The organism is Plantactinospora siamensis, from assembly GCF_042434095.1.
Taxonomy (GTDB): Bacteria; Actinomycetota; Actinomycetes; order Mycobacteriales; family Micromonosporaceae; genus KBS50.
Genome location: NZ_JBHLUE010000002.1, coordinates 688444 through 700127, shown reverse-complemented (window position 1 = coordinate 700127; position 11684 = coordinate 688444). Strand labels below are relative to the sequence as shown.

The 11684-nt window shown below is 72.1% G+C and carries 11 protein-coding genes; 2 read left to right on the top strand and 9 right to left on the bottom strand.

The genetic code is table 11. The features are described from left to right. Positions 1-204 precede the first annotated feature (204 nt). The 8 genes from ACFFHU_RS04760 to paaA form a co-directional block, all read right to left on the bottom strand. Positions 205-1473 carry an LPXTG cell wall anchor domain-containing protein gene (locus ACFFHU_RS04760; protein ID WP_377336006.1) on the bottom strand — a complete coding sequence of 423 codons (1269 nt, stop codon included), beginning with the start codon at positions 1471-1473 and terminating at the stop codon, positions 205-207. A 375-nt stretch (positions 1474-1848) separates the two neighbouring features. After that, a complete protein-coding gene (locus tag ACFFHU_RS04755) occupies positions 1849-3054 on the bottom strand; it encodes a cell wall anchor protein (RefSeq protein ID WP_377336004.1) in 1206 nt (401 codons plus the stop codon). A gap of 283 nt (positions 3055-3337) precedes the next feature. Continuing rightward, a complete protein-coding gene (gene mqnC, locus ACFFHU_RS04750; protein WP_377336003.1) occupies positions 3338-4546 on the bottom strand; it encodes a cyclic dehypoxanthinyl futalosine synthase in 1209 nt (402 codons plus the stop codon). Between the two features lie 80 nt (positions 4547-4626). Beyond that, positions 4627-5736: a 1,2-phenylacetyl-CoA epoxidase subunit PaaE gene (gene paaE, locus ACFFHU_RS04745; protein WP_377336001.1), complete on the bottom strand. Its 1110-nt coding sequence runs from the start codon at positions 5734-5736 to the stop codon at positions 4627-4629. Then, positions 5733-6272, bottom strand: a complete 540-nt coding sequence (gene paaD, locus ACFFHU_RS04740) for a 1,2-phenylacetyl-CoA epoxidase subunit PaaD (protein WP_377335999.1) — start codon at positions 6270-6272, stop codon at positions 5733-5735. Before paaD ends, paaE begins: the two co-directional genes overlap by 4 nt. After that, positions 6269-6943, bottom strand: a complete 675-nt coding sequence (gene paaC, locus ACFFHU_RS04735) for a 1,2-phenylacetyl-CoA epoxidase subunit PaaC (protein WP_377336079.1) — start codon at positions 6941-6943, stop codon at positions 6269-6271. The genes paaD and paaC overlap by 4 nt, the downstream gene beginning before the upstream one ends. A 98-nt stretch (positions 6944-7041) precedes the next feature. Continuing rightward, the gene (gene paaB, locus ACFFHU_RS04730) at positions 7042-7347 is read right to left on the bottom strand and encodes a 1,2-phenylacetyl-CoA epoxidase subunit PaaB (RefSeq protein ID WP_377335997.1); all 306 of its coding nucleotides are present in this window, start codon (positions 7345-7347) and stop codon (positions 7042-7044) included. Next, the gene (paaA, locus tag ACFFHU_RS04725; RefSeq protein WP_377335995.1) at positions 7344-8414 is read right to left on the bottom strand and encodes a 1,2-phenylacetyl-CoA epoxidase subunit PaaA; all 1071 of its coding nucleotides are present in this window, start codon (positions 8412-8414) and stop codon (positions 7344-7346) included. Before paaA ends, paaB begins: the two co-directional genes overlap by 4 nt. A gap of 372 nt (positions 8415-8786) precedes the next feature. On the opposite strand from paaA, the gene ACFFHU_RS04720 reads away from it, so the two are divergent. Continuing rightward, positions 8787-9746 carry a hypothetical protein gene (locus tag ACFFHU_RS04720; RefSeq protein WP_377335993.1) on the top strand — a complete coding sequence of 320 codons (960 nt, stop codon included), beginning with the start codon at positions 8787-8789 and terminating at the stop codon, positions 9744-9746. Beyond that, the gene (locus ACFFHU_RS04715) at positions 9746-10696 is read left to right on the top strand and encodes a serine hydrolase (protein WP_377335991.1); all 951 of its coding nucleotides are present in this window, start codon (positions 9746-9748) and stop codon (positions 10694-10696) included. Before ACFFHU_RS04720 ends, ACFFHU_RS04715 begins: the two co-directional genes overlap by 1 nt. Before the next feature lies 1 nt (position 10697). Here ACFFHU_RS04715 and ACFFHU_RS04710 read toward each other — a convergent pair whose 3' ends face one another. Continuing rightward, positions 10698-11546, bottom strand: coding sequence for a menaquinone biosynthetic enzyme MqnA/MqnD family protein (locus ACFFHU_RS04710; protein ID WP_377335989.1), 849 nt, complete (start codon positions 11544-11546; stop codon positions 10698-10700). Positions 11547-11684: the final 138 nt, after the last annotated feature.

The following is an 11684-nucleotide window of genomic DNA, read 5'->3' as shown; positions in this document are numbered from 1 at the left end:
TACGGCTACCACAACCCACAAGCCCTCATCACCATGGCCATGCTCCGCCGAGGAGGCCTCTGCCCACCCCTACCCGGACGACCATGAACCCACGACAACGTCAGTAGACCCGCTTTTTGTATAGGAGGGGGCCCTTCTTAACGCCTTGGGCGCCTCGCCCGGCCAGCCGGGACGGGCCCGGTTACGCCGGCCGGGACGGGCCGGTCAGGCGTCCGGGCGCTCGTCGTGCGGGGCGACCAGCACCACCTTGCGGCGGCGGGAGAGCAGGAACAGCAGCGCGCCCAGGGCGAGCACCGCGACGCCCACCCCGACGATCATGCCGGCCTGCACGCCGGTCACCGGCAGCGCGCCGCCGCCGGTCCCGGGCGCGGCCGGGCTGCCGGACGGGGCCGGGCTACCCGGCTGCGACGGGTTGGCGGACGGGCCGAGCGTGGGGGTGCCCGTCGGCTGCGGCGTCGGCGACGAGGTGACCAGCTCGGCGTAGATGTCGAAGTTCGCGATGTTGTCCCCGTCATCCAGGTCCGCCAGCTGCTGCCGCTCGGCCGCGGTGGCCGCGCGGCCGTACCGGTGCCGGCCGGCGGTGCGCGCGCCCGCCTTGGCGGCGGCGCCGCCGTTCGCCTCGGCCGCCACCTGTCCCGGGGCCGGCAGCTTGCCGGTGGCGCCCGCCCCGACCGTCACGGTCACCGGGGCGTCGTAGACCTCACCGGGCCGCAGCACCAGGTCGGGGACCTGGCAGTAGTAGACGTCCAGGGCCGCGGCCTGCTTGGCGCACTCCTTGGGCACCGTGCCGAAGTGCGCGCCGGCCGGCAGGTTGAGGATGTAGGTCAGCCCGGCCGCCTCGCGACTGCCGGCGTTGTAGACCAACCAGTCCAGCGACGCCGGGGCGCCGGCGGTGCCGCCGACCGGCACCGGCACATGTACGTCCAGCGCCCAGGCCTGCAGGTCGTACCCGGCGCCCAGGACCGTCACGGCCGGGTCGGCGACGTTGTTGGTGTTGTCCGGGTCGGCCGTGGCGGAGGCGACCCTGACGACCAGCTTGCCGGCGTCGCCCTGGCCGCCGACGCTCCAGATCGGCAGGCCGAACTCGCTGCGCGCGCCGGCCGGCACGTCATCGCTGCCGTTGTTCAGCAGCAGCTGGCCGAGTGGACAGACGAAGACCTTGCTCCGGGGCGTCGCGCAGCCCTCCGGTTCCGCGAAGTCGACGAGCTTCAACTTGAGCTTGCTGTAGTCGACGGTCACCGTGACGTCCCGGGCGGCCGACGGGCCGGAGTTGACGACGGTGAACTTGAACGGCTTGGCCACCGCCTCCTTGCCGCTCTTCGCGACCTGGAAGCTGGACGGGATGATCGCGAGGTCGGCCCGATCGGCCGGATCGGCGGCGACCGCCGGGGCGCCGACGGCGGCCAGGCCGCCGGCGGCGAGGAGGGCCGCGGCGCCGAGCCGGGCCGGGCGCAGCAGGGTACGGAGTGTCATCGATCCCTCGGGGGTGTGGGGAGCGGGGAAGATCGCCCGCACGTTAGCGGAACCCCCGGGCATCGGCGAGTCCGGATCCGATATTCGCGCCGGGCCGGCGATGCCCGCTCCCCCGAACGGCCGCCCGGCGCCCGGCCGGAGCCACCGGCAAGCGGAAGCACCTGCGAAAAAGCACCGCCGGGCGGGATGGCAAGCATCCCGCCCGGCGGCTCTATATGGACGGCCCCTCGGGCCGATGGAGGACTGGGTGGGATCGTCGGCCGGCACCGTCGATCCGGCGTGCCTGGCACGCGCGCCGGACGTTAGCGCCTTCCGCGATCACCCTGCCAGCGTCCGCGCCGGATCGTTACCGAATTCGCCCCGAGTCCCTCGAGGTCAGGCGCTGGGCTTCTCGTCGCCGGGCACCACCAGGACGACCCGGCGACGCCGGGCCATCATGAACAGCACGCCGCCGGCGGCCAGGACGGCCGCGCCGACCCCACCGATCAGGCCGGCCTGCGGGCCGGTCACCGGCAGACCGCCGTCGTCGTCGCCCTCGCCACCGCCGGCGCCGCCGTTGCCGACCGCGGCCAGCAGCACCGAGAAGCCGTCGCTGTTGTCGCTGGGGTCGATGTCCGTGGGCACGCCGGCCGGCCGGTCATTGGTGAGGTAGGACGGAAGCTTCGTGGTCGCGGACTTGGCCAGCCGCTTGGCGGTCGGATCGGCCGCGCCCAGGGCCGCGACCGTGACGTTGCCGCCGGAGAGGGTCACCGGGGCCTTGAGGTCGGCCGCCACCTTGACCTTGAACACGCCGTACAGGTCGTCCTGCGGGTTGATCTGGATCTCGCTGTCCTGGCAGTCGGCGCTGCGCCGGTCGGCGCTGATGGCACAGTCCTCGAGGTTCTGGCTGAGCGTCACGCCCTTGGGCAGGGTCAGCTTCAGACCCACGCCCGCGGCGATCTGGTCGCCCTGGTTGAACAGCGCGGCAACGACCGTGGTCTCGTCGCCGGGGTTGAGGACCGGCTTCTGCTCCTTGATGTCGCCGTCCACCCAGCTGAGCTGGCTGGAGACGTCCGGGACCAGAACGCCCAGGTCAACGCCGCCCTTGTCGGCGAACTCCACGGTGGCGGTCTTCGAGTTGTTGCTCTTGTCGTCGTCCTCCGGCGTCACCACCGTGAAGGTGACCGGAGCGGAGTACGGCGCGCTCTTCGCCGGGTCTTTCTTGGCGCTGATCAGCGGCAGGTCGACCGTTGCGCCGGGCGCCGGGATCTCCTCGGCGGTCAGCGAGCACGTCCAGACGTGCTTCGCCGGGTCTTCCGCGCAGCTCTGACCGAGCACGGCGACCTCGGCGGTGTCCTGGTCGAGCTTGGACAGGTCGACCAGGATCTTCACATCGGTGGGCGTGGTGTCACCCTTGTTGCCGAGCTTGACGAAGCCCACCTTGCCCTCGGCGCCGGCGGCGACCCGGGTGCCGGCCACGTCGATGGACAGGTCGGTCTTCGCGCCCTCGGCAAAGGCCGGGGTGCCCAGGGCGGTGAACGCGCCGGAGGCGAGCAGGGCGGCGGCCCCGAGCCGCGCCAGCGGTCGGTTGCGGAAGGTCATGAGGTGATTCCCCCGTGGGTGGCGTGAACGGTACGCCGCACCCTAGCGGGAGGATCATGACGCGCGCTGCCCCGCGGACCCGAACGTCGGCCGATCATGACCGTTCGGCCAGCGTCGGCACGTCGCCGGGTCAGCGCCGCGGGCGCGTTCCGGCAGCGACACCCCGAAGGGACAGCGTGGCCGGCAGCGACCCCCCGAAGGGAAAACGTGGCCGGAAGCGACACCCGAAGGGAAAGCGTGGCCGGCAGCCCGCCCGGCGACGCCAGGGTCCCGACCCGTGCCGTCAGTTCGCCTCGACCAGCGGCAGCCGTCGGCCGCCCACCCCGCCGCCGGGCAGGGCGATCGAGGAGAAGTGCGACACCACCCGGTCGTCCGTCGGGTCGTCCGCGGGGGTCCAGTGCACCCGCAGGTGCCGGTAGAGCGTGTCGCGCTGCGCCGGGACGAACCCGGCGGACCGGATCATCTCGATCAGCTGGTGCAGGTTGGACCGGTGCCGCGCGCCCGCCGAGGAGATCACGTTCTCCTCCAGCATGATCGAGCCCAGGTCGTCCACCCCCATGTGCAGGGCCAGCTGCCCCACCTCCTTGCCGGTGGTCAGCCAGGAGGCCTGCAGGTGCGGGATGGTCGCGAAGAACAGCCGGGACACCGCGATGAGCCGCAGGTATTCCAGGTTGGTGGCCTGGGTCCGGCCCTTGAGGTGGTTGTTCTCCGGCTGGTAGGTCCACGGGATGAAGGAGCGGAACCCGCCGTACCCGCCGGCGTCGGCCTGGTCCTGCACGTCCCGGATCATCCGCAGGTGCTCGATCCGTTCGGCGTTGGTCTCGCCGGTGCCCATCATCATGGTGGCGGTGGACTCCACGCCGAGCTTGTGGGCGAGCGCCATCACCTCGCACCAGCGCTCACCGGACTCCTTGAGCGGCGCGATGGCCTTGCGCGGCCGCTCGGGCAGCATCTCGGCGCCGGCGCCGGCGATCGAGTCCAGCCCCGCGGCCTTGATCCGGGTGATGGCCTCCTCGAGGGACACCCCGGACACCTTGGCCATGTGCAGGATCTCGCTCGGGCCGATGGAGTGGATGACCAGCTGCGGGTACGCCTGCTTGACCGAGGAGAACAGCTCCTCGTAGTACTCCACGCCATAGTCGGGGTGGTGGCCACCCTGCAACATCACCTGGGTCGCGCCCAGGTCCACCGCCTCGGCGCAGCGCCGCAGGATCTCCTCGGTGGGGTGCGTCCAGCCCTCGCGGTGCTTCGGCGCCCGGTAGAAGGCACAGAACTTGCAGGCCGTCACGCAGACGTTGGTGTAGTTGATGTTGCGGTCGATGATGTACGTGACGATGCCGTCCGGGTAGCGCCGCCGGCGCACCACATCGGCCGCCTCACCCAGCGGGTGCAGCGGCGCGTCGGTGTAGAGCAGCAGCGCCTCCTCGGGCGTGATCCGCCCGCCGTCCGCGCCGCGCTGCAGGATGTCGTCGATCTCCCGGCTCACCGTCACCCCCCGAGCGTACGTCGCCGCCCACCCACCGACCCGGCCACCCGACTCAGCTGCGGCCGATCCCACACGCGCCGCCGCGCTCAGGCGTCGTAGTCGACGGTGAGGGTGTCGGTGACCGGGCTGGACTGGCAGGTGAGGACGTACCCGGCGGCCACCTCGTCCGGTTCCAGGGCATAGTTGCGGGCCATCGTGACCTCGCCGGCAACGACCTTGGCCTTGCAGGTCGAACAGACGCCACCCTTGCAGGCGTACGGCAGCTCGCCGCGCACCTTGAGCGCGGCGTCCAGCACCCGCTCGTCCCGGGTCATCCGGAAGCTCGACGACCGGCCGTCGAGGACGATGGTGACCTCGCTGCCGGCGGCCGTGTCCTCGGCCCGGCGGGGCGGCGGCGGTGGCTCGTCGACGTGGAACAGCTCGGTGTGCACGGCCTGCGCCGGCACTCCGCGCTCGGCCAGCACCGCCTGGGCATCGGTCACCATTCCGTACGGACCGCACAGGAACCACTCGTCGATGTCGGCGCCCGGCAGCACGGTGTCGAGCAACCGGGCGAACCGTTCCGCGTCCACCCGCCCGGACAGCAGCGGCGACTCGCCCGGCTCCCGGGACAGCACGTGCACCAGGTGCAGCCGGGCCGGGTAGCGGTCCTTCAGGTCGGCCAGTTCCTCCGCGAACATCACGCTGCGCGCGTACCGGTTGCCGTACACCACGGTGAAGCTGCTGGCCGGCTCGACGGCCAGCGCGGTCGCGACCAGCGAGAGCACCGGCGTGACGCCGGACCCGGCCACCACCGCGCCGTAGTGCCGGGCCCGGCCGGCGTCGAACTCGGTGCTGAAGTGCCCGAGCGGGGGCAGCACGTCGACGGCGTCGCCGGCCCGCAGCGCCGCGCTCGCATAGCTGGAGAAGACCCCACCCGGGATCTCCTTGACCCCGATCCGGAGCCGGCCGTGCCCGGTCAGCTCCGCCGGCGTCGAGCAGATCGAGTACGACCGGCGCGCCTCGGCGCCGCTCTCCGGGTCGACCAGCCGCACCGTGAGGTGCTGGCCGGCCCGGAACGCGAAGGTCTCGCAGAGCTCGTCCGGCACGGCGAAGCTGATCGCTACGGCATCGTCGGTGAGCCGGTTCACGGCGGCGACCGGCAACGGGTGGAAGACCGGCCGGCGGCGCACCGGTCGGGTGATCGTGACTGTCACAGCGCCTTCAGGTGGTCGAACGGTTCGCGGCAGGCGCGGCAACGCCACAGCGACTTGCAGGCGGTGGATCCGAACCGGCTGAGCTGCTCGGTGTCCGCCGAGCCGCAGCGCGGGCAGCGGGTGCGCAGCAGGGTGAGCGGCACCGGGCCGGCGCGTACCGGTGCCGGGGGCGAGATGCCCGCGGCGGCCAGCTTGGTGCGGCCGGCTGGGGAGATCCAGTCCGTGCTCCAGGCGGGCGAGTAGACGGTGCGTACCTCGGCGTCGGGCCAGCCGGCCGCGGCGAGCGCGGCCCGGATGTCGGCCCGGATCACGTCCATGGCCGGGCAGCCGGTGTAGGTCGGCGTGATGGTGACCACGGCCCGTTCGTCCAGGATCGCGACGTCCCGCAGGATGCCCAGCTCGTCGATGGTGACCACCCGGAGTTCCGGATCCACCACGGCGGCCGCGGCGGCGCGGGCCCGGTCCGGCGTCCGGGGCCCCGATCCGCCGTCGGCGGCTGCCGGCGCCCCCGCGGCGCCGGACGTGGTCGCGTTCACCAGCGGGCCCCCGGATGGGCGCGGTGCACCACCTGCATCTCGGCGAGCAGGAACGACAGGTGTTCGGTGTGCAGGCCGTCCCGCCCGCCGGTCGGCGCCCACCCGTCGGCCGGCCGGGTGAGGGTGGCCTCGGCGAGCACCTCGGCCACGGTGGCGTCGAAGGCGCCGCGCAGCGCGGCCGGGTCGACCGGCGCGGCCGGGTCGGAAGCGAACAGCTCGGCCGTGTACGGCCACACGGCGTCGACGGCCGCCTGCATCCGGGCGTGCGATTCGGCGGTGCCGTCGCCCAGCCGGATCGTCCACATCCGACCGTGGTCGAGGTGGTACGCCGACTCCTTGCGGGCCTTGGCCGCGATGGCGGCGAGCCGCTCGTCGGGTCCGGCCGCGAGCGCGGTGTACAGCGGAAGCTGGTAGGCCGACAGGAACAGCAGCTTGGCGATGGTCTGCCCGAAGTCGCCGTTGGGCAGCTCGACCAGCAGGCAGTTGCGGAACTGCCGATCGTCGCGCAGGAACGCCAGCGCGTCCTCGTCCCGGCCCGCGCCCTCCGCCTCGCCCGCGTACGACAGCAGCAGGCGGGCCGCGCCGAGCTGGTCCAACGCGATGTTGGCCAGCGCGATGTCCTCCTCCATCTCGGGCGCCGCGGCGGCCCACTCGCCCAGCCGCTGCGCCATGATCAGCGCATCGTCGCCGAGCCCGAGCAGGTGGTCGACGGCCGCCCGGGGTCCACGCCCGGTCGCCGCCGGAACGGAGGCCGTGGTGTCGGGGGCGCTCACAGGTGGGCCACCCCGTCCGGGACCTGGTAGAAGGTCGGATGCCGGTAGACCTTGTCGGCGGCCGGGTCGAAGAAGGCGTCCTTCTCGTCCGGGCTGGAGGCGGTGATGGCGGCCGCCGGGACCACCCAGATCGAGACGCCCTCCTGCCGCCGGGTGTAGAGGTCGCGAGCGTTGCGCAGGGCGAGCTCCGCGTCCGGGGCGTGCAGGCTGCCCACGTGGCTGTGCGACAGGCCGCGCCGGGCGCGTACGAAGACCTCCCAGAGCGGCCAGCCGGCCCGTCCCCCGTGTCCGTGCTCGGTCATGCCGCTACCGGTTCCTCTCGCTGTGCCCGCTCCGCGCGCTTGGCCGCGTACGCCGCGGCGGCCTCGCGTACCCAGGCGCCGTCGGCGTGCGCCCGACGGCGGTGTTCCATCCGCTGCCGGTTGCACGGCCCGTCGCCCTTGATCACCCGCATCAGCTCGTCGTAGTCCGGCTGGGTGTAGTCGTACGCCTGGCGCTCGTCGTTCCACCGCAGGTCCGGGTCCGGAATGCGCAGGCCGAGCGCCTCGGCCTGCTGGACACACATGTCGACGAACCGCTGGCGCAGATCGTCGTTGGAGAACCGCTTGATCTTCCAGGCCATGGACTTGGCCGAGTGGGTGGAGTCGGCGTCCGGCGGCCCGAACATGGCCAGCGACGGATACCACCACCGGTCCACGGCGTCCTGGGCCATCGCCCGCTGCCCCGGGGTGCCGTGCGCCAGCGTGTGCAGGATCTCGTAGCCCTGCCGCTGGTGGAACGACTCCTCCTTGCAGACCCGGATCATGGCCCGGGCGTACGGGCCGTACGAGCAGCGGCACAGCGGCACCTGGTTGACGATCGCGGCACCGTCGACCAGCCAGCCGATGGCGCCGACGTCGGCCCAGGTGAGGGTCGGGTAGTTGAAGATCGAGCTGTACTTCTGGCGGCCGTTCAGCAGGAGCTCGACCAGCTCCTCCCGGTCCACGCCGAGGGTCTCGGCCGCGGCGTACAGGTAGAGGCCGTGCCCGGCCTCGTCCTGGACCTTCGCCAGCAGGATGGCCTTGCGCTTCAGCGAGGGCGCCCGGGTGATCCAGTTCCCCTCCGGCTGCATCCCGATGATCTCGGAGTGCGCGTGCTGAGCGATCTGCCGGACCAGCGACCTGCGGTAGTCCTCGGGCATCCAGTCGCGTGGCTCGATCTTCTGGTCGGCCGCGATCACCGATTCGAAGTGGTCCTGCGGTTCCGCGTCGCCGGCCTGGGCCCGCGCCCGGGCGGCCGCGGCGCGCAGCTCGGCCTCGGCCGCCTCGACCTGATCGAGGAGCGCACCCGAGGACACCTCGTCGGGCGGGGAGAAGTCGTTGCCGTACACCCGACAAGTGTTACAGCTAGCGCGCCATATGGCCAGGCCCCTGTCACACAAATGGTGCGAAGAACACTGTTCGTGAACGAGGTGATCCGATCCGTCATCCTGCTGATCGAGCGTGGCGATCCCCGTCACATAACGTGAGGCGTCCGGCAGACTTCTGCCCTGGTCCGGCGGCATTTGCCCCCGTTCGCCGCGACCCACCGGCAGCGAAGTCTGGCGTCGGGCGGGACAGCGCCTAGAATTGCCGCGGTCCCCACCACCACAGCGCCCGCGCACCGCCCCCGGACCGACCAGTCCCCCGGTCGACCGACGGTCGCGAGCACGGGCACAACCCGTCCAGTCCCCCTGGGCCCGACCTTCGGAGTCTCACCACTCATGCGCCCTCGCGTGATCATGGTGCTTGCCATCGTGACCGTCGTCCTCGGCGGCGTCCTGCTCGTGCCGGCCGCCTACGCCCGGTTGACCGGTGGCGACAGCCCGCTCGGGATCAGCCTGGTCGGCGGGGAGCCCAAGGCGCCCGCGCCCACCGCCCCGCCCCCGCCCACCCTGGCGGCCGCGCCGGTCGCGGTGAAGGTCGACGGCTTCATGTCCTGGTCGCTGCTGGACCGCAGCACCGGCAAGATCTCGGGGTCGCCCAACACCACGGCCACCAACTCCACCGAGTCCATGATCAAGGTGTGGCTCGTGTCGGACTACCTGCGCCGGCTCGGCGCCAAGAAGCCGTCGGCCAGCCTGCTCAAGGACGCCGAACTCGCGATCCGGGACAGCAACGACAACTCGGCCCAGCGGCTGTTCCTGGCCGGCGGAGGCGGCGCGGCGGTGATCAACCGCCTGGTCAGCACGTGTGGCTTGACCGAGACGAAGCCGGTGGTCCCGCCCGGCTCCAAGACCGTGTGGTGGAGCTACACCCGGATCTCGGCCCGCGACGCGGCCCGGATGGGCGACTGCGTGGCCAGCGGCAAGGCCGCCGGCCCCAAGTGGACAAGCTGGGTGCTGACCCAGATGACCAAGGTCCGCGGCACCACCGCGGCCAAGGATCAGCATCCGACCAGCGGCGGTGGCCGGTGGGGCATCATCGACGGTCTACCCAACTCGATCACCAGCCAGGGGCCGGTGCACATCAAGAACGGCTGGACGCTGATCAACGCGGACGGCCTGTGGCACCTCAACTGCCTCGCGGTCACCGACAAGTGGTCGCTGGCCGTCCTCATGCGCTACCCGGGCAAGGACGGGCTCAAGTACGGGGCCAGCGTCTGCGCCAACGTCACCAGCCAGCTGGTGACCCCGCAGCCGGGCGCCGCGCTCGACGTACCGCCGCCGCTGGCGAAGAGCTGATGAGCGACTACCGCGGCAGCCGTCGCCGCCCCGAGAGCCGTACGGCGCTACGCCTGGCGCTGGTCGCGGTCATCCTGCTCGGCGCCGTCCTGGCCGGGCTGGCGATCATCCCCGGCTCCCCGTTCCGGTCGAAGACGGTGGCCGAGTGGGGGCACGCGGCCAGCACCGGGGTGACCACCGGGACCCCGAAGCAGCCGGCGAGCCGGTCCGAGCGGTCCGCCGGCGCCGCCTCGCCGAGCGCGCTGCCCCCGCTGGAGATCGCGCCCGCCGATGTCAAGGTCGACGCCACCGGGTGGTGGTCCTGGGCCATGCAGGACACCCGGACCGGAAAGATCTACGGCTCCAAGAACCTGGGCGAGACCAACACCACGGCCTCGATGATCAAGTCTTGGATCGCCGCCGACTTCCTCCGCCGCTCGGCCGAGCGCGGCGAAACTCCGAGCGACGCCCGGATGGACCAGGTCAGCACGATGATCCGGGACAGCGACAACGACGCCGCGCAGGACCTGTGGGAAACCATCGGCGGCGCGCCGGCCATCGACCGGCTGATCGAGATCTGCAAGCTCACCGACAGCAGCGGCTACAAGAACCTGTGGAGCAACACCCGGCTCTCCCCCCGGGACATCACCCGGCTGGGCAAGTGCATCGCCGACGGCCGGGCCGCCGGCCCGAAGTGGACGAACTACCTGCTCAACGAGATGCGCAACGTGCGGGGCACCGGCGACTTCGGCATCCGCAAGGCGTTCCCGGCCGACGAGCAGAAGAAGATCGCCATCAAGAACGGCTGGGTGGACCGTCAGGCGGTCCGGGAATACCACGTGAGCTGCCTGGCCATCGGGGACGGCTGGACGGTCGGCGTGATGGCCCGCTACCCGATCAACCTGGACTACACGTACGGCGCCAGGATCTGCGAGAGCGTGGGCCGCCAGCTGCTCGCGGCCGCCAAGTGACTCAGACCTGGAAGAAGGCCGGACCGCCGGCCGGCAGCGCCGGCACCTCGCCGCGCCCGGCGGCCCGCCGGGCGAACTCCCGCAACCCCGCCACCTGCCGCTCGCCCAGGGAGAAATCGAGGGTACGGAAGTAGTTGGCCAGGGTGTCGGCGTCGAACGCCTCCCAGCGGGCGGCCGCCGCGGCCACGTCGTCCAGCTCGGCCAGGCACAGGTCCCGCGAGCGCAGGAATGCCTCGTGCACGCCCTTGACCTGCCCCGGGTGCGCGGCCGCGAAGTCCCGGCGCACCGCCCAGACCGCGAAGACCATCGGCAGCCCGGTCCAGTCGCGCCAGGCCTGTCCCAGGTCCGTGACGGTCAGGCCGTGGCCCGGAGCCTCGTACAGGGCACGGAGGGCCACGTCCCCGATCAGTACGCCGGCGTCGGCCTCCAGCAGCATCTGGTTGAGGTCCGGCGGGCAGCGGAAGTACTCCGGGCTGGCCCCGTACCGCTCGGCGAGCAGCATCTGGGCGAGCAGCACGCCGGTGCGGGAGGTGGAGCCGAGGGCCACCTTGGCGCCGTCCAGCTCGGGCAGCGGCCGCGTCGACACGATGTTCACCGAGAGCACCTCGCCGTCGCTGCCCACGGCAAGGTCGGGCAGCAGGAGCAGCTCGTCGGCGTGCCGCAGATACTCGACCAGGGAGATCGGGCCGATGTCCAGATCCCCGGACACCAGGGCGCTGTTCAGGTTGTCCGGCGTGTCCTTGTGCAGGTCAACGTCGATCAACGCGCCGGACCGCATCAGCCCCCAGTAGATCGGCAGGCAGTTCAGGAACTGGATGTGCCCCACCCGGGGCCGGCGCAGCTCGGTCACCACCCGACCGTATCCCGCAATCTGGACGGGCGATCGGCGGGCCGCCACGGTGCGTGGTGTTTCACAGGCGTCAGCGGGCCCGGCGAACAGCCGGGCCGGGCGGAGCCGTCCCCTGACTCCGCCCGGCCCGACGCTTCC

Coding starts and splice junctions, on each gene's coding strand:
- ACFFHU_RS04760 (WP_377336006.1), bottom strand. CDS start 1,473: ATGACACTCCGTACCCTGCTGCGCCCGGCCCGGCTCGGCGCCGCGGCC.
- ACFFHU_RS04755 (WP_377336004.1), bottom strand. CDS start 3,054: ATGACCTTCCGCAACCGACCGCTGGCGCGGCTCGGGGCCGCCGCCCTG.
- paaC (WP_377336079.1), bottom strand. CDS start 6,943: ATGGCGCAGCGGCTGGGCGAGTGGGCCGCCGCGGCGCCCGAGATGGAG.
- paaB (WP_377335997.1), bottom strand. CDS start 7,347: ATGACCGAGCACGGACACGGGGGACGGGCCGGCTGGCCGCTCTGGGAG.
- ACFFHU_RS04720 (WP_377335993.1), top strand. CDS start 8,787: ATGCGCCCTCGCGTGATCATGGTGCTTGCCATCGTGACCGTCGTCCTC.
- ACFFHU_RS04715 (WP_377335991.1), top strand. CDS start 9,746: ATGAGCGACTACCGCGGCAGCCGTCGCCGCCCCGAGAGCCGTACGGCG.